The organism is Streptococcus sanguinis (genome assembly GCF_019928825.1).
In the GTDB taxonomy this organism is placed as follows: Bacteria; Bacillota; Bacilli; order Lactobacillales; family Streptococcaceae; genus Streptococcus; species Streptococcus sanguinis_L.
Window position 1 is genome coordinate 82,600 of the sequence record NZ_JAHZOP010000002.1, and the last position, 24,521, is coordinate 107,120.

General features: G+C 45.7%; 25 protein-coding genes and 1 pseudogene. 19 read left to right on the forward strand and 7 right to left on the reverse strand.

Annotated elements, in window-relative coordinates:
- Window positions 1-2: 2 nt before the first annotated feature.
- From rnjA to K1J09_RS03995, 3 genes are all read right to left on the reverse strand, one after another.
- On the reverse strand, window positions 3-1,685 hold the full coding sequence (rnjA, locus tag K1J09_RS03985) for a ribonuclease J1 (RefSeq protein WP_002919758.1): 1,683 nt from the start codon (window positions 1,683-1,685) through the stop codon (window positions 3-5).
- Window positions 1,686-1,688: 3 nt separating this feature from the next.
- Entirely contained in the window at window positions 1,689-1,919 is a 231-nt protein-coding gene (locus K1J09_RS03990) for a DNA-dependent RNA polymerase subunit epsilon (protein ID WP_002896634.1), read from the reverse strand.
- Window positions 1,920-2,266: 347 nt separating this feature from the next.
- The gene (locus K1J09_RS03995) at window positions 2,267-3,319 is read right to left on the reverse strand and encodes an SDR family oxidoreductase (protein WP_223322941.1); all 1,053 of its coding nucleotides are present in this window, start codon (window positions 3,317-3,319) and stop codon (window positions 2,267-2,269) included.
- Between the two features lie 132 nt (window positions 3,320-3,451).
- Here K1J09_RS03995 and K1J09_RS04000 point away from each other — a divergent pair, with 132 nt between their 5' ends.
- The 8 genes from K1J09_RS04000 to K1J09_RS04035 all read left to right on the forward strand — a co-directional run bounded on the left by K1J09_RS04000 (window position 3,452) and on the right by K1J09_RS04035 (window position 8,808).
- Window positions 3,452-3,916, forward strand: coding sequence for a MarR family winged helix-turn-helix transcriptional regulator (locus K1J09_RS04000; RefSeq protein ID WP_223322943.1), 465 nt, complete (start codon window positions 3,452-3,454; stop codon window positions 3,914-3,916).
- 9 nt (window positions 3,917-3,925) lie between these two features.
- Window positions 3,926-4,612 carry a tRNA (adenosine(37)-N6)-threonylcarbamoyltransferase complex dimerization subunit type 1 TsaB gene (gene tsaB / locus K1J09_RS04005; protein WP_223322946.1) on the forward strand — a complete coding sequence of 229 codons (687 nt, stop codon included), beginning with the start codon at window positions 3,926-3,928 and terminating at the stop codon, window positions 4,610-4,612.
- Window positions 4,609-5,061 carry a ribosomal protein S18-alanine N-acetyltransferase gene (rimI, locus tag K1J09_RS04010; RefSeq protein WP_223322948.1) on the forward strand — a complete coding sequence of 151 codons (453 nt, stop codon included), beginning with the start codon at window positions 4,609-4,611 and terminating at the stop codon, window positions 5,059-5,061. The genes tsaB and rimI overlap by 4 nt, the downstream gene beginning before the upstream one ends.
- A complete protein-coding gene (gene tsaD, locus K1J09_RS04015; RefSeq protein WP_223322950.1) occupies window positions 5,051-6,061 on the forward strand; it encodes a tRNA (adenosine(37)-N6)-threonylcarbamoyltransferase complex transferase subunit TsaD in 1,011 nt (336 codons plus the stop codon). The genes rimI and tsaD overlap by 11 nt, the downstream gene beginning before the upstream one ends.
- A 9-nt stretch (window positions 6,062-6,070) precedes the next feature.
- Complete coding sequence (locus tag K1J09_RS04020) at window positions 6,071-6,766, forward strand: AzlC family ABC transporter permease (protein ID WP_223322952.1); 696 nt, start codon at window positions 6,071-6,073, stop codon at window positions 6,764-6,766.
- Window positions 6,756-7,094 carry an AzlD domain-containing protein gene (locus K1J09_RS04025; protein WP_223322954.1) on the forward strand — a complete coding sequence of 113 codons (339 nt, stop codon included), beginning with the start codon at window positions 6,756-6,758 and terminating at the stop codon, window positions 7,092-7,094. Before K1J09_RS04020 ends, K1J09_RS04025 begins: the two co-directional genes overlap by 11 nt.
- Before the next feature lie 122 nt (window positions 7,095-7,216).
- Window positions 7,217-7,963, forward strand: coding sequence for a class I SAM-dependent methyltransferase (locus K1J09_RS04030; protein WP_223322956.1), 747 nt, complete (start codon window positions 7,217-7,219; stop codon window positions 7,961-7,963).
- 104 nt (window positions 7,964-8,067) lie between these two features.
- Window positions 8,068-8,808 carry a MerR family transcriptional regulator gene (locus tag K1J09_RS04035; protein WP_125377183.1) on the forward strand — a complete coding sequence of 247 codons (741 nt, stop codon included), beginning with the start codon at window positions 8,068-8,070 and terminating at the stop codon, window positions 8,806-8,808.
- 31 nt (window positions 8,809-8,839) lie between these two features.
- Here K1J09_RS04035 and K1J09_RS04040 read toward each other — a convergent pair.
- Together K1J09_RS04040 and K1J09_RS04045 are read right to left on the reverse strand one after the other, a co-directional pair.
- Window positions 8,840-9,296, reverse strand: a pseudogene (locus K1J09_RS04040) (NUDIX domain-containing protein).
- A 19-nt stretch (window positions 9,297-9,315) separates the two neighbouring features.
- Window positions 9,316-10,491 (reverse strand): BaiN/RdsA family NAD(P)/FAD-dependent oxidoreductase, encoded by a 1,176-nt coding sequence (locus K1J09_RS04045; RefSeq protein WP_223322958.1) that lies wholly within the window; start codon window positions 10,489-10,491, stop codon window positions 9,316-9,318.
- 269 nt (window positions 10,492-10,760) lie between these two features.
- Here K1J09_RS04045 and K1J09_RS04050 point away from each other — a divergent pair, with 269 nt between their 5' ends.
- Both K1J09_RS04050 and K1J09_RS04055 read left to right on the forward strand, forming a co-directional pair.
- The gene (locus K1J09_RS04050) at window positions 10,761-11,255 is read left to right on the forward strand and encodes a DUF536 domain-containing protein (RefSeq protein ID WP_223322960.1); all 495 of its coding nucleotides are present in this window, start codon (window positions 10,761-10,763) and stop codon (window positions 11,253-11,255) included.
- Between the two features lie 90 nt (window positions 11,256-11,345).
- Window positions 11,346-13,100 carry a glycerophosphoryl diester phosphodiesterase membrane domain-containing protein gene (locus tag K1J09_RS04055; protein ID WP_223322962.1) on the forward strand — a complete coding sequence of 585 codons (1,755 nt, stop codon included), beginning with the start codon at window positions 11,346-11,348 and terminating at the stop codon, window positions 13,098-13,100.
- Between the two features lie 116 nt (window positions 13,101-13,216).
- Here K1J09_RS04055 and K1J09_RS04060 read toward each other — a convergent pair whose 3' ends face one another.
- On the reverse strand, window positions 13,217-13,516 hold the full coding sequence (locus K1J09_RS04060; protein ID WP_002919734.1) for a YbaB/EbfC family nucleoid-associated protein: 300 nt from the start codon (window positions 13,514-13,516) through the stop codon (window positions 13,217-13,219).
- 169 nt (window positions 13,517-13,685) lie between these two features.
- On the opposite strand from K1J09_RS04060, the gene K1J09_RS04065 reads away from it, so the two are divergent.
- Window positions 13,686-14,099, forward strand: a complete 414-nt coding sequence (locus K1J09_RS04065; protein WP_002896620.1) for a hypothetical protein — start codon at window positions 13,686-13,688, stop codon at window positions 14,097-14,099.
- A gap of 80 nt (window positions 14,100-14,179) precedes the next feature.
- Here the strand turns inward: K1J09_RS04065 and K1J09_RS04070 are convergent, their stop codons facing one another.
- On the reverse strand, window positions 14,180-16,468 hold the full coding sequence (locus K1J09_RS04070) for a Xaa-Pro dipeptidyl-peptidase (RefSeq protein WP_223322964.1): 2,289 nt from the start codon (window positions 16,466-16,468) through the stop codon (window positions 14,180-14,182).
- A 104-nt stretch (window positions 16,469-16,572) separates the two neighbouring features.
- On the opposite strand from K1J09_RS04070, the gene gla reads away from it, so the two are divergent.
- The 8 genes from gla (at window position 16,573) to fni (ending at window position 24,500) form a co-directional block, all read left to right on the forward strand.
- Entirely contained in the window at window positions 16,573-17,436 is an 864-nt protein-coding gene (gene gla / locus K1J09_RS04075) for an aquaglyceroporin Gla (protein WP_223322966.1), read from the forward strand.
- Between the two features lie 63 nt (window positions 17,437-17,499).
- On the forward strand, window positions 17,500-18,783 hold the full coding sequence (locus K1J09_RS04080) for a DUF308 domain-containing protein (RefSeq protein WP_223322968.1): 1,284 nt from the start codon (window positions 17,500-17,502) through the stop codon (window positions 18,781-18,783).
- A 95-nt stretch (window positions 18,784-18,878) separates the two neighbouring features.
- Window positions 18,879-19,613: a CppA family protein gene (locus K1J09_RS04085; RefSeq protein WP_223322970.1), complete on the forward strand. Its 735-nt coding sequence runs from the start codon at window positions 18,879-18,881 to the stop codon at window positions 19,611-19,613.
- Window positions 19,610-20,545 (forward strand): serine hydrolase domain-containing protein, encoded by a 936-nt coding sequence (locus tag K1J09_RS04090; protein WP_002916049.1) that lies wholly within the window; start codon window positions 19,610-19,612, stop codon window positions 20,543-20,545. The genes K1J09_RS04085 and K1J09_RS04090 overlap by 4 nt, the downstream gene beginning before the upstream one ends.
- A 150-nt stretch (window positions 20,546-20,695) precedes the next feature.
- Window positions 20,696-21,574: a mevalonate kinase gene (gene mvk, locus K1J09_RS04095; RefSeq protein WP_048772199.1), complete on the forward strand. Its 879-nt coding sequence runs from the start codon at window positions 20,696-20,698 to the stop codon at window positions 21,572-21,574.
- Window positions 21,556-22,503 (forward strand): diphosphomevalonate decarboxylase, encoded by a 948-nt coding sequence (mvaD, locus tag K1J09_RS04100; protein WP_223322971.1) that lies wholly within the window; start codon window positions 21,556-21,558, stop codon window positions 22,501-22,503. Before mvk ends, mvaD begins: the two co-directional genes overlap by 19 nt.
- Window positions 22,493-23,512, forward strand: a complete 1,020-nt coding sequence (locus K1J09_RS04105; RefSeq protein WP_223322973.1) for a phosphomevalonate kinase — start codon at window positions 22,493-22,495, stop codon at window positions 23,510-23,512. Before mvaD ends, K1J09_RS04105 begins: the two co-directional genes overlap by 11 nt.
- Window positions 23,493-24,500 carry a type 2 isopentenyl-diphosphate Delta-isomerase gene (fni, locus tag K1J09_RS04110; protein WP_223323476.1) on the forward strand — a complete coding sequence of 336 codons (1,008 nt, stop codon included), beginning with the start codon at window positions 23,493-23,495 and terminating at the stop codon, window positions 24,498-24,500. Before K1J09_RS04105 ends, fni begins: the two co-directional genes overlap by 20 nt.
- Window positions 24,501-24,521 lie beyond the last annotated feature (21 nt).

A 24,521-nucleotide genomic window follows, 5' to 3' on the forward strand; every position in this document is an offset into this window, starting at 1 on the left:
TTTTAGTTGTCTTCGTCTGGTGTAAGCACCATCGGAATGATAATAGGTTCGCGCTCAGTGCTTTCGTAGAGGAAAGGACGCAAGGCGTTGACGATAGCGCCGCTGACAGATTGAACGCTGGCATCTTTATTCTTGAGTGCAATGCGAATAGCATTGAAGAGGATGCGCTGGCTTTGGCGAATGAGGTCACCTGATTCGCGCATGTAGATAAAGCCGCGGCTGAGAATATCTGGACCGGCTAAAATCATCTTGGACTCAAAATCAACCGTCGCAACAGCCAGAACCACACCGTCCTCTGACAGGTCCTTACGGTCGCGCAGGACTGCAGCTCCGATTTCACCAATGCGGTTCCCATCAACATAAATATCCTGAGCGTTGAAGTTGCCGGCAATACGAGCTGAGTCAGCTGTCAGAGCCAGCACATCACCATTGCTCATGATGAAGATATTGTCTTTTGGTACTCCAGTATCAACGGCTAGGCCTGCATGGACTTTTTGCATACGGTATTCACCATGGACTGGCATGAAATATTTAGGCTTGATCAAGCGAAGCATGAGTTTCTGCTCTTGCTGGCCACCGTGTCCAGAGGTGTGGATGTTGTTAATCTTACCGTGAATCACTTCTACACCAGCCTCGGAAATGATGTTAATCAGCTTGTTAACGCTAGTCGTATTACCAGGGATAGGACTAGATGAGAAGATGACTGTATCTCCAGGCTGCAGCTGAACCTGACGGTGAGTACCATTGGCAATCCGAGACAGGGCTGCCATCGGCTCACCCTGGCTTCCGGTACACATAATCAGCACTTCACCAGCTGGGTAGTCCTTGAGTTCATTTGGTTCAATGAAGGTATCTTTAGGAACCTTGATATAGCCCAGCTCAATCCCGTTGACAATAGCCTTTTCCATGGAGCGGCCAAAGACCGCAATCTTACGACCGGTCTTGACAGCTGCATCTGCTGCCTGCTGGAGTCGGAAGATGTTTGAAGCAAAGGAGGCGAAAATAATCCGTCCGTGGATGCCTTCGATAATCTTCATGATAGACTGTCCGACCACTTTTTCGGAATTGGTAAAGGTCGGAACTTCAGCATTGGTGGAGTCAGATAGGAGACAGAGAACGCCTTCCTCGCCCAGAGCAGCCATACGGTGCAAGTCTGCAGGCTCACCGACTGGTGTAAAGTCAAACTTGAAGTCACCTGTACAGACAATCTTACCCTGCGGGGTATGGATGACAATTCCCAAAGGCTCTGGAATAGAGTGGGTTGTCCGGAAGAAAGTAGCTTTCAGATGCTTGAACTGCAGTTCTGTGTTTTGATTGATTTCATAGAGCTTGGTATCGCGCAAAAGTCCATGCTCTTCTAGCTTGCCCCGAATGAGGGCCAAGGCCAAAGGACCCGCATAGATCGGAACATTGGCTTGCTTGAGCAGGAAAGGAATACCGCCGATATGGTCCTCGTGCCCGTGGGTGATGAGAACAGCTTTTACGCGGTCAATATTTTCCACGATATAAGAGTAGTCAGGAATGACATAGTCAATTCCTAGCAGGTCGTCTTCTGGGAACTTGATGCCGGCGTCTACGATGATAATTTCATTTTGGTATTCAATCCCGTAGGTGTTTTTACCGATTTCGCCTAACCCACCAATCGCAAAAACGCCAACTTCTTTGGGTTTTAAGGTATATGCCATGGGTTAGAACTCCGTCAATTCAAAAGTGCCTGACTCTTTTTCGTATTCGAGGTGTTTGTCAGACAAGAGCTCGATAAATTCAATATTGTAAGGGGTATTTTCTTCGATGAGCTTACGAGCCTGAATGCGACCTTCCAACTCGCTGTCAGCTTGAATATCCAAATAGAGGGCACGTGTCTTTTCACGGCGCGGGCTGCGCTCTTTTGTTTCCTGATAAAAAACTTTGTAAATCATAAGATTCCTTTCTGTGATAAGGTCTAAAAAATAAAAGAAGGCAGGCGTTAGCGCATTTCTTCACATGATAAATTAAAAATGATAAATGGAAAGTGAGCGATTGCTGTGACTTCTGATAGGGCTTACTCAAATGAAGAGGCTAAAATGCTGTTTTAGCCTTGTATCTTATGGAAAAGTAAGAGTAATGAAATTGACCTGATGTTTAATTATTATTGTAATTATACCATAGAATGAGCTTAGGAAGCAAGTCGGGACGGTGAATTTCAGAGACGGTTTTTCAGCCAAAGCGGCTTGACAAAAAGAAAAATCAAGCGATGAACATTTGGTCACTTGATTTTGAGGGCTGCTTATTTGGCGAAATAGCCGTGCTTGCGGTACCAATCTACCACGTCAGCTAAGCTTTCTTCGAGAGGGCGATGCTGTCCGCCTAGCTCGCTCTCGGTTTTGGCAAAGCTAAAATTACTTTTGAGATATTCTTCGGCCATGAGATGAGCGAGCTCATTGGTAACCAAAATTGGTTTTTTGGTGAGCCGGTGGTAGAGCTCACTTGCTTGGGCATAGATTTTGACGAAAAGAGGGGAGATCTTGCGCTTGGGGGCGGGAACGCCAGTGATTTTTTCCAGTATTTGGTACAATTCTGTCATGGTCACTTGCCGTCCAACTGCCAGATAGCGCTCCTTTGAGCGTCCGTATTTCATGGCGCGGAGATGAATATCTGCTACATCTCTAGCATCCACCATATTATAGCTAGCCTTTAAGATACCTGGAAGTTTTTGCTCTACAAAATTGATAATCAGCTGCCCACTGGAGGTCGGACCAAGGTCTCTAGGACCCAACATTACACTCGGCAAGATAAAGCAACCGAAAACATTTGAATGCTTGTCCAAGAAATCACGAACGGCCTCTTCACTCAAAATCTTGCTGCGATAGTAATCAAAAGGAGTATCTTTTGAGCGAGACATGCTTTCATCGATTAGCTGATTGGCCTCACCTTCCAGTACGACACAGGAGGAAGTATGGACAAATTGGCGGATACCAGCCTCGTAAGCAGCTTCTAGGAGGTTATTTGTGCCTATAATATTAGTGTCGTAGAGCTCCTGCCAGTGCTTGCCGCCTTTATAATTATCGCGGAAAAAAGCAGCGGTATGAAAGAGGCTGTCGCAGCCTGCTAGATAGTCACGATAGCTTTCGGGCTCTAAAATATCCCCCTTGACAATCTGGATAGGCAGGTCGGCAAATTGTTTGCGCGCTTTTTCCTCGGAGCGAACGAGAGCGGTCACTTGAATGTTTTCTTTTAGCAGAGCACGCACGAGATTATTTCCTAAAAGACCGGTCGCACCAGTCACAAAAGCGTGGGTCATTGTTCTAGCTGGTTTTTGATTTGTAGGGTTTGGGGTCATCCGTTTTTCCTCCTTTTGCAAATAGATGATATATCATCTATTTAAGATTTTATATTTTTTAACTAAAATTGTCAACAATTTACCTAATCTAGTGTAAAATAGTATAGAAGTGATTTTTGAAAGGAGAGCAGCTTGGTAGCAGAAGGAATTCGATTTGGCTATTTGTTTAGAAGTGCAGAGAGCTTAGCGACGAGAGAATATGGGAAGTTGCTAGAGCCTTTGGGAATTACGCCCAATCAAAGCGAGGTCTTGCTCGTTTTGGGCGAACATGCTCCGCTGTCTCTCAAGGGCTTGGGGGAATCCCTGATTTGTGAGGAAAAAAGCCCTAGTCGCTTGGTGCAGGCTTTGATTAAAAAAGGCTTGGTCAAGAAGGAAATTTCTAGCAAGGACAAGCGCAGTTCTCGCTTGAGCTTGACTGCTGCTGGAGCGGATTTGCTGCCCAAGATTGCTGAGCAAGAAGCGATTTTTGGAAAACACTTGGCGCAGCAAGTGCCTAATTTGGAGGCTTTTAGCCAGATTTTAGAGGATTTTTTGGTAGATAGTTTCTACGAAGACAAATTAAAACGCCGCTCACTTTGGCGGCAAGAGGAAAAATAGAGGATAAGCATGAAGATTGCAGCTTTTGATACGTCAAGTAAGGCGCTGACGCTCGCGATTTTAGAGGACGAGACCTTGCTGGCGCAGATGACTTTAAATATAAAGAAAAACCACAGCATTACCCTGATGCCGGCTATTGATTTTCTGATGAATAGTCTGGACATGAAGCCGACGGATTTGGATCGTATCGTAGTTGCTCAGGGTCCGGGCAGCTACACAGGTCTGCGAATGGCGGTGGCGACAGCCAAGACTCTGGCTCATACCCTCAAGATTGAGCTGGTCGGTGTGTCTAGTTTGCTGGCTTTAGTCCCAGAGCAGGTGGAAGGTTTGGTCATTCCTGTCATGGATGCCCGCCGCAATAATGTCTATGCTGGCTTTTATCAGTCTGGTCAGTCTGTACGGCCGGAGGCTCATCTGCCATTGGCAGAGGTTTTGGAAATAGCTGGCGTTGCTGATCAGCCAGTCACCTTTGTCGGAGAGACTGCAGTGTTTGCGGAGCAGATTGAAGCTGCTCTTCCTGGGGTATCGGTTCAGCCGACTTTACCAGATGCGGCAGCTGTTGGTCGTCTCGGTTTGGACCTGCCAGCCCAGTCCATTCATGATTTTATTCCTAACTACCTCAAACGGGTAGAGGCTGAGGAAAATTGGCTCAAGACCCATCAGGAATCCAGTAATTCTTACATTCAGCGCCTATGATTAAGTTGAGAAAATGGAGCGACAGCTCGGATGTGGACGTGGCAGTTCTAGCAGAAGAGCTGGAACAGCTCTTATTTGCTGTCTATGAGGTCAGCCCTTGGACTGTGGGTCAATTGGAAGAGGTTCTGCATTCGGATGTGAACAGTTGTGCGCTGGCAGAAGATGAGAATCGTCTTGTCGGCTTTTTAGTCTGGCAGGAGACAGACTTTGAAGCGGAAGTCCTGCAGATTGCTGTATTGCCTAGCTATCAGGGACAGAAAATCGCGACAGCCTTGTTTGACTTTTTGCCAGCAGACAAAGAAATTTTCCTCGAAGTGAGGGAGTCCAACAAGCCAGCTCTGCTATTTTACAAAAAAGAAAAATTTAAAGAAATCGCGCGGCGGAAGGCCTACTACCATGCGCCGATGGAAGATGCGATTGTCATGAAAAGAGAGATACATGAAAGATAGATATATTTTAGCTTTTGAGACGTCTTGTGACGAGACCAGTGTGGCGGTTCTGAAGAATGAGACGGAGCTTTTGAGCAATGTTATTGCCAGCCAGATTGAGAGCCACAAGCGTTTTGGCGGAGTGGTACCAGAAGTGGCCAGCCGTCACCATGTAGAGGTCATTACGGTTTGCATTGAGGAGGCTTTGGCAGAAGCAGGGATTAGTGAGGAGCAAGTCACAGCGGTGGCCGTCACCTACGGTCCTGGTCTGGTTGGGGCACTTTTGGTCGGCTTGGCAGCGGCCAAGTCTTTTGCTTGGGCTCACGATATTCCCTTGATTCCAGTCAATCATATGGCTGGGCACCTGATGGCAGCCCAGAGCGTGGAGCCTTTGGAGTTTCCCTTGCTGGCTCTCTTGGTCAGTGGCGGTCATACTGAGCTGGTCTATGTCAGTCAGGCTGGTGACTATAAGATTGTGGGGGAAACTCGCGATGATGCGGTCGGTGAAGCCTATGATAAGGTCGGTCGAGTCATGGGCCTGACCTATCCAGCAGGCCGGGAGATTGATCAGCTGGCTCATGAGGGACAGGATATTTATGATTTTCCGCGGGCCATGATTAAGGAAGACAATCTGGAATTTTCTTTTTCCGGTCTCAAGTCGGCCTTTATCAACCTGCACCACAATGCCCAGCAAAAAGGAGAGGTCTTATCTAATCAAGACTTGTCAGCAAGCTTTCAGGCGGCGGTCATGGATATTCTCATGGCCAAGACTAAGAAAGCGCTGGAAAAATATCCAGTCAAGACTCTGGTCGTGGCGGGCGGTGTTGCGGCCAATCAAGGACTGAGAGAACGCTTGGCAGCTGAGATTCAGGATGTTAAGGTGATTATTCCACCGCTTCGCCTCTGCGGTGACAATGCTGGTATGATTGCCTATGCCAGTGTCAGTGAGTGGAACAAGGAGAATTTTGCCAGTTTGGACCTGAATGCTAAGCCAAGTCTGGCTTTTGAAACCATAGAGTAAAGGAGAAGAATGCGCGGACAGACATTTAAACAAGGGGCACAAGCGGCGGTGCCAACGGCTCTGGGCTATATTGGGATTGGTCTAGCCTGCGGCATCATGGCATCGCCTTATATGAATCCCTTGGAGATGGGGTTGATGAGTGTTCTGGTTTATGCCGGCAGTGCCCAGTTTGCTATGATTGGTTTATTTGCCCAGCAGGCACCGGTTTTGGCCATCGCACTGACTGTTTTTCTCATCAATATCCGGCATCTTCTGCTCTGTCTGCATGCATCGACCCTTTTTCGTAAGGCTAGCTTGATGCAGAATATTGTCATTGGCTCTTTTTTGACGGACGAAGCTTATGGGGTCTTGATGGGAGAGCAGGTGCATACAGAAGAGATTGCGGCTAGCTGGATGATGGGTAACAATTTCATGAGTTATACTTCTTGGATTTTGGGTACTATTTTAGGAACTGCCCTCGGCGCCCTTCTGCCCAATCCTGAGAGCTTTGGCCTAGACTTTGCCCTAGTCGCCATGTTTATTGGTATTTTCTCCTCTCAATTTACAATCATGCTGCGACGGGTCAAGATAAAGAAGCTCTTTTTCGTCTTGGGCGTGGTGGGCCTTGCCTACTTAGTCCTAACTATGCTACTTCAAAATTCGTTGGCGGTGCTTTTTGCAACCTTGCTAGGCTGTACGGTGGGGGTGATTTTGGATGATAAGTAAGTATATTTTGCTGGCCATTCTTTTGTCAGCCCTGGTCACTTGGATTCCGCGGGTTTTGCCCTTTATCCTAGTCAAGTACAAGGGGCTTCCGCCTATGGTAGAGCGTTTCCTCAAATATCTGCCAGTTTCCATTATCTTTGCCCTAATCCTGTCCAGTGTCACCAATGCTAAAATAGGTCAGCTGCCGAGTTTTAAATGGCTGGATTTAATGGCCATTTTTCCGACTAGCTATGTAGCTTTTAAGTATAAAAACTTAATTGCAACTGTTGTATTTGGTGTAGTCTTGGTGGCCTTGCTGCGTTATCTGGCTGGATTTCTTGGGCTGTAAAGAGATACAAGACAGATTGAATTGGTCGATTCGGTCTGTTTTTTTGCTGAATTCTAAGAATTATCTGAAAATATAATATTTTATGCTATAATGGAAGCAATAAAAATCATGGAGGTTCGGAAATGGCAGAAGCAGGTCATAAATTTTTAGCAAAATTAGGAAAGAAACGTCTTCGACCCGGCGGTAAGCTGGCAACAGACTGGCTGATTGAGCAGGGGCAGTTTTCCAGTGAAAAGAAGGTTCTAGAAGTTGCCTGCAATATTGGAACCACAACAATCGAGCTGGCTAAAAGATATGGCTGCCAGATTACTGCAGTTGATTTGGATAAGGCTGCGCTGGCTCAGGCTAAGCTTAATGGAGACAAGGCTGGTGTTGGTGAGCTCGTCACATTTGAGCAGGCTAATGCCATGAAGCTGCCTTATGATGATAATTCTTTTGATATCGTTATCAATGAAGCCATGCTAACCATGCAGACGGATAAGGGGAAGGCCAAATGTATGGAGGAGTACTACCGGGTGCTGAAGCCAGGCGGAGTGCTCCTCACACACGACGTCATGCTCAAGCAAAAAGATGAGAATGTCCGAGAAGAGCTATCTCGTGCGATTAATGTCAATGTGGGGCCTCTAACCGAGGGATCTTGGATTCAGCTGGCACGTTCTCATGCTTTTGACCGTGTGGACACCTTTGTCGGCGAAATGACCTTGATGAGCCTTCGGGGGATGATATATGACGAAGGACTGGGCGGCACACTGAAAATCTGCTTCAACGCCCTTAAAAAAGAGAACTACGGCCAGTTTATGAAGATGTTTAAGATGTTCCAAAAGAATCAAGAAAAACTGGGCTTCATAGCCATGGTTTCTCGTAAATAATGCTAGCCGCTTTGGAAAATCTAAAGCGGTTTAAAAAAATTTCTAAAAAAGCTTGACCCTGACCTTTGGTCAGGGCTTATACTATAGTGGTAAGGAGGTCTATCATGTACCATATCAAAGAAGCGGCACAATTGTCAGGCGTCTCTGTCAAAACCCTGCATCATTATGATAAAATCGGACTGTTAGTCCCAGCCAAATCAGAAAATGGCTATCGGACATACAGCCAAGCTGATTTAGAGAGGCTGCAGGTCATCCTTTACTATAAGTATCTTGGTTTTTCTTTGGAGAAAATAGCAGAGCTGCTGAGTCAGGATGAACAGGCTTTATTGCCGCATCTGGTTAGGCAGTTAGAGTATTTGCAGCAGGAAAGAGACCGCTTGGATACCTTGATTTCCACCTTGCAAAAAACCATCCAAGAAGAAAAGGGAGAAAGAAAGATGACAATGAAAGAAAAATTCGCAGGCTTTACCTACGAAGACAATCACAAATACCATCAAGAAGCCGTCGAAGAATACGGTCAAGAAGTCATGGCAGAAGCATTGACTCGTCAAAATGGACGAGAAGAAGAATCTGCCGCAGCCTTCAATCAAGTTTTTCAAAGTCTGGCAGAGAATATGCAACAAGGCTTGCCGATTGAAGCAGCAGAAAATCAGGAGCAGGCAGCGCGTCTCTTACAAGCCATTCGCACTTACGGTTTTGACTGCTCACTGCAAGTCTTTGCCCACATCGGTCAAGGCTATGTCCACAATCCAGAATTCAAGAAGAATATCGATCAATTTGGGTCAGGAACTGCCCAGTACACAGCAGATGTGATTGCTGCTTATGTGCGGACAAATGCGAAATAAATAGGCTAGGAATTTCCTAGCCTATTTATTTCTACTTCAAGTCATAAAGCCAGTCGTCACCGTCTTTATAGTAAAAGAATTCACTTAAATCGTCTTCTAAAAAAACACGCAGCATATCAGACATGTCACTTGTTGCTAGCTTTAAATGGGACAAATTTTTAAAATCTTCCCACCAGACCTTTCCTTCATCTGAGGATTGCAGCACACCGGAATAGTGCTTTGTCTTGTAGAGCAGGACGACATAACGAAAATCTTTATCATCATACCAATTCTTTATGCCACAAAGTTGAGGATTGAATATGGTTAATCCAGTTTCTTCTTTGACTTCTCTGATAACTGCATCGGTAAAAGATTCCCCCGTGCTCTACATGCCCGCCAGGAAAAGTGATACCAGGCCAGTCGGGACTAACTCGGTCTTGGACCAGAACTTTTTCTCCGTCATAAACCATGCATATGTTGACGAATTCGAGTGTTTCGCGTCTGTTCATCTTGTTCTCCCTTTAATTTTTAATCATACTGCAAGCTTCCTGCCACCCAGCCGGTACAGAGGGCAGATGTGATGTTGAAGCCGCCCGTGTGGGCATTGATGTCTAGGACCTCTCCAGCAAAATGGAGGCCGGGAACGAGTTTGCTTTCCAGAGTTTTGGGATTGATTTCTTTGAGACTGACACCGCCCTTGGTTACAAAGGACTTGGCCAGTGACATTTTGCCAGTGACAGGGATTGCTAGTTCTTTGATTTGCTTGATGAGGGCTTCTTTTTCACTGAGATTGAGTTGTTTGACTTTCTCGGGAAAGGGTTGGGCAAAAAAGTCTGCCATTCGCTCGGGCAGGAGAATCTTCAGGCAGTTCTTCAGGGATTTTTCCCGATGTTCTTCTAAAAAATCCGCCAGAGCCTGCTGACTCATCTGTGGCAAAAGGTCCAGATAGATGGTTTCACCACCCTTGACAAAGCTAGATAAGCGCAGGACTGCCGGACCTGATAGGCCAAAGTGGGTAAAGAGCAGATCGTGGGTGATGACATGCTTGCCATAGCTTAGGGTCACATCGTCCAGCGAAATCCCCTGAAGCGCTTTGTGAGGAAAGTCAGTCATAAGAGGACTTTCAGCAGCTTCCAGCTCAGTCACCGTGTGCTTGAAGTGTCGGGCAATATCGTGACCAAATCCTGTCGAGCCTGTTGAAGGGTAGGACTTGCCGCCAGTCGTCACAATCAATTTTTGGCAGGTCCAAGTATGATCGCTGGATCTGATAGTGAAAAGATTATCATTTTTTTTGACGGAGACGATTTCAGTATTGGTGATGACAGTGCCACCCAGCTCTGCAATTTTCTTTTCCAAAGCTTCGATAATAGTGCGGGACTTGTCTGTCGCTGGGAAAACACGGCCGTGGTCTTCGACCTTGAGTTTGACGCCGTTCTCTGTAAAAAAGTTGATGATATCATGGTTGTCAAACTGAGAAAAGACGCTGTAAAGAAAGCGCCCGTTGCCTGGAATACCGGCCATGAGGTCATCTAGGTTTCCGTTGTTGGTCACATTGCAGCGCCCGCCACCTGTACCAGCTAGTTTCTTACCCAGTCGTTTATTTTTCTCGAGGAGCAAGGTTTTCTGTCCGTAGAAAGAACTGGAAATGGCAGCCATCATGCCAGCCGGTCCTCCGCCGATGATGATTGTATCGAAATGCTTCATTTATGGTTTCCTTTCAGAGATAAGTTAGGCTAAGACTAGGTTGAGTTTTTTATCAGCTACTATTATCTAGGAGTTAGCCATTGCTTACCTGTTTATTTTGGCTGTGGTATCTTATTCGTTTTTAAGTCACTTAATCTGTCTCATTGTATCATAAAAAAGGGCTAAAAAGATAGGAGTCAGGCTCAAAAAATATTGTGAAATTTGACAGTTAAGGCTTGATATGATAAGATTTAGGTATATACAAACTAGAAAAAGTTTTTGAGGAAATTATGGCAATTGAAAAGACAGTCAGCGAGTTAGCCGAGATTCTTGGAGTTAGCCGCCAGGCGATTAACAATCGTGTCAAGGCACTGCCGCCAGAAGATACGGAAAAGAATGAAAAAGGAGTCACGGTGGTGACCCGCAGCGGCTTGATTAAGCTGGAAGAGATTTATAAGAAAACTATTTTTGAAGATGAACCTGTTAGCGAAGATGTGAAGCAACGCGAGCTGATGGAAATCTTGGTTGACGAAAAAAATGCTGAGATTGTGCGTCTCTATGAGCAGCTTCAGGCCAAGGACAGCCAGTTAGCTAAGAAAGATGAGCAGTTGCGCATCAAGGATGTCCAGATTGCTGAAAAGGACAAGCAGTTGGACCAGCAGCAGCAGCTGACAGCCAAGGCTATGAATGAGCGTGAAACCTTGCTGTTGGAGTTGGATGAAGCCAAGGAAAAGGTGCAGGAGCAAGAAAGCAAGGGCTTCTGGGCACGTTTATTTGGAAAATAAAAATAAGGTTGGGACATCTGTCTCAACCTTGTTTTAAATAAGAATCGCTTTTTAGCAAGTTTTGTATTGTTCACAACATAAAGGAGGAAAATGAAATCACAAAGACTGGGACTTTTACGTCTCTATCGTAATCTTGATAAAATTTTGTTGCTCTTTTTCACAGTCTTTATGCTCATGGAGCTGGCCTGGGTGCCTTTCAACTCCTTTGCAGCAGAGACTCTGCTCAAGCAGACAGGATACCTCTTCTTATCTTATACGAATGCCCTGAAGGTTCTGACTTCAAATGTCTGGGTTGGCTTAGCCTTTCTAGCGCTTTTTGCGGCCAACCTCTTTGTCGCTTATTTTCAGATTGGACTGATATTTATGGGGCTCCGCAATCTTCTGGACGAGGAGGAACGAAGCGCCTTTCAGTTTATTAAGAAAAGTTTTAAAGACAGCGGTTCGCTGATTTGCTACGCCCGACCCAGCAAGGTCCTCTTTATTGCACTGTATATGGGCTTTATCTTTCCCTTTCTGCGGCAAATTCTCAAAATCTACTACTTGAATAAAATTCTGATTCCAGAATTTATCGTGACCTATCTCAAGACGGCCTTATGGATGAAATTTTCAATCTATGCTTTAGGTTTTCTGCTTTTTTTGATAGCTGTCCGCCTGATGTTTTCCCTGCCCAAGCTCTTTTTTGAGCATTTCCGCCTACGTGATGCGATTCGGTATAGTTTGGAGAAGACCAAGGGACACTTGATTCGCTATACTTGGCAGCTGTTTTGGATACTGGCCAAGAGCTTTCTCTTCTTTCTTTTAAGCAGCATTCCGATTTTAGTGTTGCAGCAGTATGCGGATGGCCAGTCCAATCAGATAGCCTTGACAGCAGCGGTTGTCAATTACTGCCTCATAAAGCTGGCTTATTACTTCATGGTAGCCTACTTTCTGATTAAGTTTGTGGCTTTTCTGACAGACAGCAAACTGTCTGAGTATCGCTACAGGAAAGGCCTGCCTATCATGCGCTGGTTTATCCTTTTGGTCACTAGCTCTGTCTTTGCCCTTGAAGGCTTTGTCTATCTCAATCTGCCCTTGGAAAACGTCCCTCTGACTATCTCGCATCGTGGAGTTTCACAGGGAAATGGTGTCCAGAATACGGTTGAGTCGCTAGAGAAAACTGCCCTGCTCAAGCCGGATTATATCGAAATGGATGTTCAGGAGACTAAGGATGGCCAGTTTGTCATGATGCACGATGCCAATCTAAAAGCCTTGGCCGGCGTCGATGCCAGACCGCAAGAGCTGACTCTGCAAGAGCTGACGGCTTTAGATATTTCAGAAAATGGACACACTGCCAAAATTTCCAGCTTTGATGCTTATCTCAAACGAGCCAATCAGATGGGCCAGAGACTCTTGATAGAAATTAAGACCAGCAGCTTGGACTCAGACGATATGATGGACCGTTTCCTGAGCCAATACGGAGCCAACATCAAGGTTTATGGCCACCAGATTCAGTCTTTGGACTATCAGGTTATTGACAAGACAGTCCAGTATGATGAGAGCATACCGACCTTTTTTATCCTGCCCTACAATACTATTTTCCCACGGACACAGGCTTCTGGCTATACGATGGAGTACTCGACCCTCGATGAAAACTTTGTCGATAAGCTATGGACGACGGATAAGCAGCTTTATGACTGGACCATTAATGATGCAGATAGCATCGGCAAATCCTTCCGATTGGGCGTTGACGGCATGATTACTGATGATTTAGAGCTGGTGCAGAGCTCTATCAAGGAGCTGCAGAATAATCCTGACTATGCCCTGCTTTTGATGAGTAAGGCAGCGGATTTGCTTAATTTTGTGTAGTGGACTGATGAAGGAACGACTATAAATCAAAAAAGACTGAGATTCTTCAGTCTTTTTTGCTGGTTCGAGTATTGCTTGACTTATGTTTAGTCAAGAGGTAAGGTTATTTATCTTGCTTAAAAAGGCAATTTGCCTGCGAAAGCGCCCATTTTCTTCTGAGTAGCATCATCAATCTGAGCCAGCGCGTGATTCAGGGCCTGCGCAGTCATCTCTGACAGAGTTTCCAAATCTTCAGGATCCACAACTGCTGGATTGAAGTCAATGCTGACTACCTTTTTATCGCCTGTCAGCTTAGCAACGACTAAGTCTTGAGCTGATTTGCCGGTAAATTCTGTTGCAGCTAGTTCTGCCTGTCCTTTTTCCATTTGTTTTTGAAGCTTTTGTGCTTGCTTCATCATGCTTTGCATGTTCATCATAAGATTTTCTTTCCTTTCTCTCGCAAGGGCTAAGCCCTTGGTAATCTTCACTCTTCAAATTATATCATTTTTTGGAAAAGTGGCAAGAAGAACATTTCTAAGAGGTTTGACAAAAATTTGTCATTTATAGTAGAATGGTCATGAATCTATATACCAAGGAGAAGACAACTTGAAAAACAAGAAGATAAAAGCTTTGCTGTTAGTAGTGCTCTCATCCCTCTTCATCCTAATTGGCTGCAGTGGCAGTCCCAAAATTCAGGGAAAATGGAATGTACAGGATGCTAGCGGTGAACAAAAGACCATTGAAATAAAAGACAAGACCATTATTGTCAACGAAGAAGAGTATGAGTATACTCAAAATGCAGTTGGTTTTAAGAATGGAGTGAGTTATTACGGCCTGACTCGGAAAGATAATGGCGGAACATTTTCTATCGTCTTTCCTGAGAAAGATAAAAACATTGCTATTATGCTAATTCCTGACTCAGACGATGACTATCTCACAGGCAGTATGCTCTTTGCTATGAACCGCAAGGAAAAGCCAGATTATAAAAAATATGCAGAGGAATATCTCAATCTACAATAAAAGAAAAGCCCTTAGAAACTTCTGTTCTTAGGACTTTGTCTTCAATCTGAGGCGCTGAATTTCAGCGTCTTTTTCTTTTATTAATGTGATGTCATTGTTGGCAAATCCAGACTAGATTGCTCCAAATCTACCGTCAGCTGATAGTCGATCTTATCACGGACAGTATGCTCAAAGTCTGTAGTGTAGAGAACGAGGCGCAGTTGGTCTCCTTTTTTCATCTTATAGATGGTTGGTTGCAGTTCAAAGGAAAATTCCAGCCATTGGTCAGGAGTGACTTCTTCGACGCTCAGTAGATTGGTTCGATTTTGCAAATTGAGAAAACCTTTGGTGATGACGCGATGGGGCGTTTCGGCAAAGGGCAGTTCAACCAGATTGTCCAGCATATAGTAGCGGCCGTTGTCCATGACTCTAGGTTCAATAGGCGTAGGAATTGGTGTGTGTCGTTTAGCTAGTCCGAAGTCCAGCAATTGAGCAGAAATCAATCCCTTATCGGTGCTGGATTTGAGGCGAAGATTGAGCTGGGTCGCTCCGTTGAGAAAGAGGTCCTTTTCCAAGGTCCAGTCCAGAGTAATCTGGTTGACCTTACCTTCAAAAAGCTCAGTCTTAAAGCTTTGGTAATTTTTAGCAAAACGATTATAGTCTTCTTCTGGATATTGATTTTGGATAGATTGGCAGTCTTGGCCTAGTTGGAGCTGAAGTTTCTGCTCTTGTCCGCCGAAGTCTTCCAAGGTCAGCCAGTTTTGAGCTTGACTGTTGTCCTGCCAGATGACTGTTGGCAGCTCGAAGTCTGATTCACAACCCAGCAGTTTTTTGCTCAGCAGAGCATTGATAGACTCACGAAAGTCAACGGACTGCCAGTTGTTCATGTAAACATGGGCGCCGTTATGGAAGAAGAGATGTTTTTTGATGTGGGGCGGTAAGGCTCGAAACATATTATAGACATGAAGGGGCTTGACATTCCAGTCTTGAGAACCATGGGTGAAGACGACTTCAGCCTTGACCTTATCTGCATGGAGCAGGTAGTTGCGATCATGCCAAAATTGATTGTAATCTCCAGTTTGCCGGTCTAGGTCTTTGCGCTGTTGCTCTAGGCTCCGCTGATAATCATCATTATGACGCAGGTAGTCACCAGCCCTCAGGTTGCGGGAGTAGGTCAGTTCGGTCAGGGATTCAAAATCTTCTCCTGGATAGCCACCAGGACTAGTGACGAGGCCGTTTTCGCGGTAGTAGTTGTACCAAGAAGAAATCCCAGCTTCTGCGATAATGACTTCCAACCCGTCTACACCAGTCGTAGCCAATCCATTGGACATGGTGCCCAGATAGGAGATACCGGTCGTAGCCACTTTTCCGTTGGACCAAGTGGCCTTGATTTCCCGCTGGCGAGTGTGGTCGGTGAAGGCTCGGCAGCGGCCGTTGAGCCAATCAATAACGTTCTTATAGGCTTCGATCTGCTGATAGTCGCCGCTGGTCATCAGTCCTTCAGAGTCTTTAGTTCCCACGCCAGACACATAGAGATTAGCAAAGCCGCGGGGCAGTAAGTAATCATTGAGCGTGTAGGTGCCGATATGGCCTAATTTTTCCTCGGCTTCAGAGACTTCTTGGGTAGGAGCTGGCAAATCCAGCTGGAGCAATTTGAGCTCAGGATCTTGTACTGTGATTTGATGAGGCTCTTTTTTTGCTAAGTCCACATTCATATCATGAAGCGCCTTGTCGCTGGCGGGATCATTGGTTCCTTGATGATAAGGAGAAGCAGTCATGACGGCCGGAATTTTCCCTTGGTAACGAGGACGGATAATGCTGACCTTGACGAGATCCGGACGGCCGTCTCGATCAGTGTCCACACGTGATTCCACATAAACCACCTCACGGATGGCATCATGGCTGGAGAAGGTTGCCAAGCTCTTGCCGTTGAAGTAGTGGTGGGTATTGTCCTCAGGAATCAAACCCTCGCTGACTAGCTTATCAATCAGCAAATTACCATTTTTTGTCCGAGTGTTGAGCAGCTGGTAGAGATTCTCCAACAAGTCTCCAAAGGTAATGGGGAAGCCTGTTTCTTTGCGAAAGGCCTCAGCATCTGTAAAATCAATAAAGGGCGAGAACTCAAGCAGCTGAAAGGCCACAGTGTAAAAAACAGACGCCGTCAGTTCTCTGTCAGACTGGAAAAAGCTCAGCAGGTCTGTTTGGCTGTCAGCAGACCAGGATTTCAAGGGATAATCTGTATTTTTATAAGTGAAAAAGCTGGTGCGGAGAAAATCTTCAAGATTTTCCTTATCAGAGCGATTGCTGTCATAAAAAAAGCCTAATGCAGCTAATTCTATCAACATATTTTCCCGTTTCGTTTTTGCATAACTATACTGATTAAAACGCATATTCTTCCCTCTTTTTCTTATTTTTATAAAAAATGACCTTTACATTATCCATTATACTTGATAAAATAGACTTTGTCTAAAAAATATTTAAGGAGTATCACTAAATGGATTTCGAATGGGTCGTTAAATACGCCACAGAATTTTTAGGAACAGCTATCCTCATTGTCTTGGGGAACGGAGCTGTTGCCAACGTTGAATTAAAAGGAACTAAGGGACACCAGAGCGGTTGGTTGGTCATCGCTGTCGGATACGGCATGGGGGTTATGATTCCAGCTTTGATGTTTGGTAATGTGTCCGGTAACCATATCAACCCTGCCTTTACTTTAGGACTGGCTGTCAGCGGTTATTTCCCTTGGACACAGGTTGCACCATACATTGCAGCGCAGATTTTGGGAGCTATCTTCGGACAGGCCTTGGTCGTTGCGACCCACCGTCCTTACTATCTGAAAACTGAAAATCCTAACAATATCTTAGGTACTTTCTCTACTATCTCTAGCCTAGACCATGGCACGCCTGAATCACGTAAAGCAGCCTTGTTCAATGGTTTTATCAATGAATTTGTTGGTTCTTTTGTTCTTTTCTTTGCTGCTCTAGGCTTGACTAAGAACTTCTTTGGGGCAGAAGCGTTACAATATTTGAAACCATTTATTGAGCAATCTGGTCAGCAGTTGACAGATGCAGCAGTGAAAGCACAAGTGGCTCCGCATACTGCAGCTGGTCTTTCAGTCGCTCACTTGGCACTTGGTTTCTTGGTAATGGCTTTGGTAACCTCTCTGGGAGGCCCTACTGGACCTGGGCTGAACCCAGCTCGTGACCTTGGACCTCGTATCCTCCACTTCATCCTGCCAGAATCTGTTTTGGGCAAACACAAGGGTGATTCAAAATGGTGGTATTCTTGGGTTCCAGTTGTGGCACCGATTCTTGCAGGTATCACAGCAGTCCTCTTGTTTAAAACAATCTACGGATAAGCACATAAGATCAGAGTTGGGGGATTTCCCCAACTCTTTTTTCGAACGATAGAGAAGGTAAAGATGGAGATGCAAGTATCAAAATTTCATAAGGTCAGTGGCCGCAGAACCTTACTCTTTGGTCTTTTAGCCCTTGTTTTCGGCCTGATTATCATTGTCAATGGCTTCAGATTTACCAAGCTGGCCTTCGATTTTATTTCGCTTTATTTGACAGTTGTTGGCTTGATAAATATTGTTCTTCATGTTTTTACGCGCAAGAAAGAAGGGGCTGTCTGGCATAGTCTGCTTCAGATTGCAGTCGCTATGGGTATCAGCTGGCTCAACCGAATCAGTGATGTGCCTGTCAATATCGTGATTATCAGTTTGGGCAGCTACCAGCTCTTGACTGCCGGTATTTACGGAATGACCTATCTGCTTTATCGGCAAAATCATGTCAAGGGAGGTTTGCGCTATCTATTTGATGCCGTTCTATATGTTGGGATTGGACTGACCAGTATTCTTTCGCCTGCGACTGACGGACACTTACAGTTTTTGATTTTGGGAATCTATTTGATGATGCTGGGAATGTCCAATATCCGGGATGGCCTCTTTTTTGACAATGACTGGGAAAAACATCGGCTGCGTAGGCAAATTCGTATTAACCTACCTATTATTTTTGCAGCCTTTATTCCGGTAGAAAATCTGGAGCGCTTTAATCGACTGATTCAGGGAGATGCAGCTTCTGATCGTAAAAATGTTTATAGTCTTGTTAAGAATAGAGAAAAAAAGGCGGACTTGGAGGTCTTGGTCCATACTTCAAAGACAAGTTTATTAGGGGGCATTGGTCATGTAGATATTTGTTATCAGGGACAAGTGATTTCTTATGGCAGCTATGATGTTTTTTCTGAGCGATGCAAGGGCATGATTGGAGACGGTGTTCTCTTCAAGGTTCCTAAAGACGCCTATATTGAGCTTTGCAAAAGAGAAAGCAAGAAAACACTCTTTGGTTATTCTCTGGCTTTGACAGATAAGGAGAAGGAAGCGGTTGAGAAGCGCCTGGCTGAAATTGATCAGCTGTTAGTAGAATGGGAGCCGCCAGCAGAACTGAAAAATGGCCAGCCAACATACTCCTACAAGTTAAAGCATGAACTAGGAGCGCAGCTATATAAGTTTAAAACCAGTCGTTTCAAGACGTATTTTGTCCTGTCGACCAACTGTTGCCTGCTAGCAGATTCGATTATTGGACAGGCTGGGACAGATATTCTGGATATTCGTGGTATTATCGCGCCCGGTACCTACCAGTCCTATCTGCAGTACGAGTTTGAGTCCGCTAGGGGTTTGGTCATTGCTCAGACCGTTTACCAATAAATCCAAGTCCTTCTTGTTTTAAAAATTGTTTATTTGCGCATAATTTCTTGTCAAAAAGATGAAAATCCATTACAATAAAATGGTTTGGAGGAATTATGAGCGCGAATCATATTATTAGAATTATCCCTGTATTAAAGATCAATAATCGTCATTTAAATCAAGAATTTTTTGTAAATCAGCTGGGCATGAAGGCCCTTTTAGAGGAAGCTGCTTTTCTGTCCTTGGGAGATCAGACCAAGACTGAGAAACTGCAGCTGGAAGAATCGCCTAGTATGCGGTCGCGGCGAGTCAAAGGTCCTAAAAAATTAGCCAGAATCGTTGTCAAGGTTGCAGATGCTAAAGAAATCGAGTCGCTATTGGCTCAAAAGCCTGCTTGGACTAAGCTTTATCAAGGAGAGAAAGGCTATGCTTTTGAAGCTCTGTCACCAGAGGGCGACCTAGTTCTCTTGCATGCTGAAGATAATAGAGTAAATCTGCAAGAAGTCACGGCGGATCCTGAATTTGAAAAGCAAGAGGACTTCATCGGTCTTAGTCAATTTGAGATAGAAACAGTAGAAATTCGTGTGCCTGATGCCAATGCAGCCCAAGAATTTTACAGCAAGATTGAAAATGCGCTGGATTTCCTGACCTTTGCAGAAGCAGAGGGACAAGACTTGCAGGCAGACAATGCCCTAACTTGGGACTTGACTATGCTCAAAGCTCAAGTCAATCGTTTAGAAACCGCTGCGCTGCGTCCTATCTTTGAAGGACACGAGGTCTTTGTACCTAAGTCAGATAAGTTCCTGCTGAGTCAGGATTTTAGTAAGATTGAATTGTGGTTTGAAGCATGACTCTAGAAAACATCATCAGTAAAATCAAAGAACAGCTAAAAGACGGTATCTATCCCGGTGCTAGTCTGGCCTTGTATCAAGCTGGCCAGTGGCAGGAATTCTACTTTGGTCTAGCTGATCCGCAAGAAGGAAAGGCCACTCAAGCGGGTTTGGTCTATGACCTGGCTAGCGTCAGCAAGGTGGTCGGAGTTGGTACTCTGGCAGCCTTTTTGTATGAGCAGGGCAAGCTGGAACTGGATTTGCCCTTACAGCATTATTATCCGGCCTTTCATCAAGAAGATGTGACCTTGCGTCAGCTCTTGACCCACACATCAGGACTAGATCCCTTTATTCCTAATCGTGAACAGCTGACAGCTCCCAAGTTGAAAGAAGCACTCAATCATTTGACAGTGCTTGAAGATAAGACCTTTCGCTATACGGATGTGAATTTTCTGCTCTTGGGTTTTATGCTGGAAGAGATCTTCGGTCAGGCCTTGGATCAGATTTTTCAAAGTCAGATTTTCCAGCCTTGGGGTTTGACTGAGACAGGTTTTGGGCCAGTTCCAGGAGCTGTGCCGACCGTTCGCGGTGTCAAGGATGGTCAGGTTCATGATCCCAAGGCGCGTGTTCTAGGCATCCATTCTGGTAGTGCTGGCTTATTTTCAAGTCTCAGGGATTTGGAAATATTTCTGGAACATTATCTGCAGGATGACTTTGCGGCCAATCTGACCCAGAATTTTTCCAAAGAGCCTGGCAAAAGACGCAGTCTAGCTTGGAATCTGGAGGGCAGCTGGCTGGATCACACTGGCTACACAGGAACCTTTATCATGTATAATCGTAAGGAGCAAAAGGCGGCTATTTTCCTATCCAACCGGACCTATGAAAAAGACGAGCGGGCTCAATGGATCTTAGACCGTAACCAGCTGATGGACCTGATAAGAAGAGAACTTTAAAAGACTCCGGCTGCAAGCCCCGGAGTTTTATCGTGTCTGCCTATATAAATATCGGTCTCTAGCCCCAGTGATTTTCTCTTAATAAAAATCGCTTTTTTTGCCAAAGTATATTAAAATAAGATAGAGAGAATCTACAGACAAGAGAAGAATATGACAAAAGAAATCGGTGTCGGCAAGGCACATAGTAAAATTATTTTAATGGGAGAGCATTCGGTGGTCTACGGCTATCCGGCCATTTCCCTGCCCCTTAATCGTATTGAAGTGACCTGTCAGGTCTTTCCGTCTGAGCGGGCCTGGACCCTCTATGCTGAGGATACGCTGTCTATGGCTGTTTTTGCCTGTCTAGAACATCTCGGTCGGCAAGGGGCTAAGATTCGCTGTCAGGTGGAGTCCATGGTCCCTGAGAAGAGGGGAATGGGGTCTTCAGCCGCGGTTAGTATTGCAGCTATTCGGGCGGTCTTTGACTACTTTGAGGAAGAGCTGGATGACCAGACACTGGAGATTCTAGCCAATCGGGCAGAGATGATTGCCCATATGAATCCCAGCGGCCTTGATGCCAAGACCTGCCTTAGCGATGTAGCTATTAAGTTTATCCGCAATTTCGGTTTCAGTGAAATTGAGCTGGATCTGGATGCCTTTTTAGTGATTGCAGATACGGGCATTCACGGTCATACCCGCGAAGCCATCCGTGCTGTAGAAAGTCAGGGCCAAAAGGCTCTGCCTTTGCTGCAGGAATTGGGGAATTTAACGAAAATCCTTGAGAAAGCCATTTCTATCAAGGACCTGATGACAATGGGACAAGCTATGACCAAGGCTCATGAGAAGCTAGCCAAGCTAGGGGTTTCTTGCCAGAAAGCAGATGAGCTGGTAGCGGCAGCCCTTGAAAATGGAGCTTTGGGAGCTAAGATGAGCGGCGGCGGTCTGGGTGGCTGTGTCATTGCTCTTGTAGGAGAAAGAAGTCAGGCGGAGGCCTTAGCCGCCTTATTGAGAGAGAAAGGGGCCATTAACACATGGATCGAAAGCCTGTAAGTGTCAAATCCTATGCCAATATTGCAATTGTCAAATATTGGGGGAAGAAAGATGCAGAAAAGATGATTCCGTCTACCAGCAGTATCTCGCTGACACTGGAAAATATGTATACTGAGACGCAGCTGAGTCCTTTGCCGGATACAGCGACTGGAGATGAGTTTTATATTGACAGCCAGCTACAAAGCCCGGCAGAACATGCCAAAATCAGTAAGATTATTGACCGCTTCCGCTCTCCAGAAGATGGTTTTGTCCGCGTTGATACCAGCAATAATATGCCAACTGCAGCGGGTTTGTCTTCCAGCTCCAGCGGTCTGTCTGCCCTAGTCAAGGCCTGCAATGCTTATTTTCAGACGGGCTATCAAACGCAAGAGCTGGCCCAGCTGGCTAAGTTTGCTTCAGGATCGTCTGCTCGGTCTTTCTTTGGTCCGCTAGCGGCCTGGGATAAGGACAGCGGGGCCATTTATCCAGTCAAGACGGATTTGAAACTAGCCATGATTATGTTGGTTCTGCACGATGAGAAAAAGCCCATTTCCAGCCGCGACGGCATGGAGCTCTGTGCTAAAACTTCCACCATTTTCCCAGATTGGATTGCCCAGTCTGCCTTGGATTATCAGGCTATGCTGGGCTATTTACGAGATAATAATTTTGCCAAGGTGGGTCAGCTGACGGAAGAAAATGCTCTTCGGATGCATGCCACGACAGAAAAAGCTTATCCGCCGTTTTCTTATCTGACAGAGGAGTCCTACCAAGCTATGGATGCTGTCAGAAAGCTGCGGGACCAGGGCGAGCATTGCTACTTTACCATGGACGCGGGGCCCAATGTTAAGGTGCTCTGCTTGGAGGAAGACCTAGACCATCTGGTGGCTATTTTTGAGAAGGACTACCGGCTTATCGTCTCCAAAACAAAGGACTTGTCAGATGAAGACTAGTGCAAGAGTTCAAACCTGCGGCAAGCTCTATCTGGTAGGTGAATATGCAGTGCTGACGGCCGGTCAGCCAGCCATTATCAAGGCCATTCCTATCTATATGACGGGAGAAATCCAGGCAGCGCCTGACTATCGCTTGACATCAGATATGTTTGATCATAGTGCTAACCTAGAGCCAGACCCTGATTATGCCTTGATTCAGGAGACGATAGGGGTTATGAACACTTATCTGCTAGCCTTAGGCTACCAACTTCAGCCTTTTTCTCTGAATATTAGTGGCAAGATGGAAAGGGACGGCAAGAAGTTTGGGATTGGCTCCAGCGGTAGTGTGGTTATTCTGACTCTCAAGGCCATGGCAGGACTTTATGAGCTGGACTTAGAGCCAGAGCTGCTCTTCAAACTGGCTTCCTACGTCCTCCTAAAGCGAGGGGACAATGGTTCCATGGGAGATCTAGCCTGCATTGCTTATGAAGACCTGATTTACTACCAATCTTTTGATAGAGAGCTGGTCCGCAAGCGTATGGACAAAGTTGATTTACAGCAATTACTAGCAGAGGATTGGGGTTTTGAAATTCGCAGTATTAAGCCTTGCTTAGTCATGGATTTTCTGGTTGGTTGGACCAAGCAGCCAGCGATTTCTAAGGACTTGGTCAATCAGGTCAAGTCAGCTATTTCAGACTCCTTTTTGACAGGCAGTAGGACGCAGGTTGATGCTTTGGAGAGAGCTTTATTAGCAGGAGAGAAGCTTGCTATTCAGTCTAGTCTGGAAAAAGCTAGTCAGCTCTTAGAAAGGCTCAGCCCAGCTATTTATACAGTCAGGCTGAAAGCCCTAAAGGAAGCGGCAGAGGGAATGAACTGTGTGGCTAAGAGTAGCGGTGCCGGCGGTGGGGACTGCGGGATTGCTCTCAGCTTTGATGTCGCATCTAGCAACCAACTGATTCAAGCCTGGCAAGAAGCTGGCATTGAGCTATTATACAGAGAAAGGATGGGCCATGATGAGCCAGAATCGTAAGGATGACCATATCAAATACGCTTTAGAGCAGCGTCCGGGTTACAACAGTTTTGATGAAATGGAACTGGTTCACCGTTCTCTGCCCAAGTATGATTTGGCAGAGATAGACCTATCTACTCACTTTGCTGGCCGTGACTGGGAGTTTCCTTTTTACATCAATGCCATGACTGGTGGCAGTCACAAAGGCGGTCAAATCAATGAGAAGCTGGCTCGAGTGGCTGAAAGTTGCGGCCTTCTTTTTGTAACTGGCTCTTACAGCGCGGCCTTGAAGAATCCTTCTGATCCTTCCTATCGGGTGGCGGCTGGTCGGCCTAATTTATTGCTGGCTACCAATATTGGCTTGGACAAGCCTTATCAAGCCGCTCAGCAGGCAGTAGCTGATTTGCATCCCCTCTTTTTGCAGGTCCATGTCAATCTCATGCAGGAATTGCTGATGCCAGAGGGCGAGCGAGAGTTTCGTTCTTGGCGCCAGCACTTGACTGATTATAGTCAGCGGCTGGATCTTCCTCTAATTCTTAAAGAAGTTGGCTTTGGCATGGATTGCTCTACTGTCGAAGAAGCGCGCTCCTTGGGTATTCAGACTTTTGATATTTCCGGCCGTGGCGGCACTAGCTTTGCCTATATTGAGAATCAGCGGGGTGGCAATCGTGACTACCTCAATGATTGGGGGCAATCTACTCTGCAGAGCCTGCTAGCTCTTCAGCCATTGCGCGATGAGGTCGAACTCTTGGCTAGTGGAGGTGTCCGCCATCCTTTGGATATGATCAAATCCCTTGTCTTAGGAGCCAAGGCGGTTGGCATCTCTCGTACCATGCTGGACTTGGTAGAAAATCACTCATTGGAAGAGGTTATTGATATTGTAGAAGGCTGGAAATCGGATTTGCGACTTATCATGTGCGCCCTATCCAGCCGAAACTTGCAAGAATTAAAGAGTGTACCTTATCTACTCTACGGTCGGCTAAAAGAAGCTCAGGAACAGATTAAATAAATAGCATAAAGTCATAAAAAA

Coding starts and splice junctions, on each gene's coding strand:
- rnjA (WP_002919758.1), bottom strand. CDS start 1,685: ATGGCATATACCTTAAAACCCAAAGAAGTTGGCGTTTTTGCGATTGGT.
- K1J09_RS03990 (WP_002896634.1), bottom strand. CDS start 1,919: ATGATTTACAAAGTTTTTTATCAGGAAACAAAAGAGCGCAGCCCGCGC.
- K1J09_RS03995 (WP_223322941.1), bottom strand. CDS start 3,319: ATGACCCCAAACCCTACAAATCAAAAACCAGCTAGAACAATGACCCAC.
- tsaB (WP_223322946.1), top strand. CDS start 3,926: ATGAAGATTGCAGCTTTTGATACGTCAAGTAAGGCGCTGACGCTCGCG.
- rimI (WP_223322948.1), top strand. CDS start 4,609: ATGATTAAGTTGAGAAAATGGAGCGACAGCTCGGATGTGGACGTGGCA.
- tsaD (WP_223322950.1), top strand. CDS start 5,051: ATGAAAGATAGATATATTTTAGCTTTTGAGACGTCTTGTGACGAGACC.
- K1J09_RS04020 (WP_223322952.1), top strand. CDS start 6,071: ATGCGCGGACAGACATTTAAACAAGGGGCACAAGCGGCGGTGCCAACG.
- K1J09_RS04025 (WP_223322954.1), top strand. CDS start 6,756: ATGATAAGTAAGTATATTTTGCTGGCCATTCTTTTGTCAGCCCTGGTC.
- K1J09_RS04030 (WP_223322956.1), top strand. CDS start 7,217: ATGGCAGAAGCAGGTCATAAATTTTTAGCAAAATTAGGAAAGAAACGT.
- K1J09_RS04035 (WP_125377183.1), top strand. CDS start 8,068: ATGTACCATATCAAAGAAGCGGCACAATTGTCAGGCGTCTCTGTCAAA.
- K1J09_RS04045 (WP_223322958.1), bottom strand. CDS start 10,491: ATGAAGCATTTCGATACAATCATCATCGGCGGAGGACCGGCTGGCATG.
- K1J09_RS04050 (WP_223322960.1), top strand. CDS start 10,761: ATGGCAATTGAAAAGACAGTCAGCGAGTTAGCCGAGATTCTTGGAGTT.
- K1J09_RS04055 (WP_223322962.1), top strand. CDS start 11,346: ATGAAATCACAAAGACTGGGACTTTTACGTCTCTATCGTAATCTTGAT.
- K1J09_RS04060 (WP_002919734.1), bottom strand. CDS start 13,516: ATGATGAACATGCAAAGCATGATGAAGCAAGCACAAAAGCTTCAAAAA.
- K1J09_RS04070 (WP_223322964.1), bottom strand. CDS start 16,468: ATGCGTTTTAATCAGTATAGTTATGCAAAAACGAAACGGGAAAATATG.
- gla (WP_223322966.1), top strand. CDS start 16,573: ATGGATTTCGAATGGGTCGTTAAATACGCCACAGAATTTTTAGGAACA.
- K1J09_RS04080 (WP_223322968.1), top strand. CDS start 17,500: ATGGAGATGCAAGTATCAAAATTTCATAAGGTCAGTGGCCGCAGAACC.
- K1J09_RS04085 (WP_223322970.1), top strand. CDS start 18,879: ATGAGCGCGAATCATATTATTAGAATTATCCCTGTATTAAAGATCAAT.
- K1J09_RS04090 (WP_002916049.1), top strand. CDS start 19,610: ATGACTCTAGAAAACATCATCAGTAAAATCAAAGAACAGCTAAAAGAC.
- mvk (WP_048772199.1), top strand. CDS start 20,696: ATGACAAAAGAAATCGGTGTCGGCAAGGCACATAGTAAAATTATTTTA.
- mvaD (WP_223322971.1), top strand. CDS start 21,556: ATGGATCGAAAGCCTGTAAGTGTCAAATCCTATGCCAATATTGCAATT.
- K1J09_RS04105 (WP_223322973.1), top strand. CDS start 22,493: ATGAAGACTAGTGCAAGAGTTCAAACCTGCGGCAAGCTCTATCTGGTA.
- fni (WP_223323476.1), top strand. CDS start 23,493: ATGATGAGCCAGAATCGTAAGGATGACCATATCAAATACGCTTTAGAG.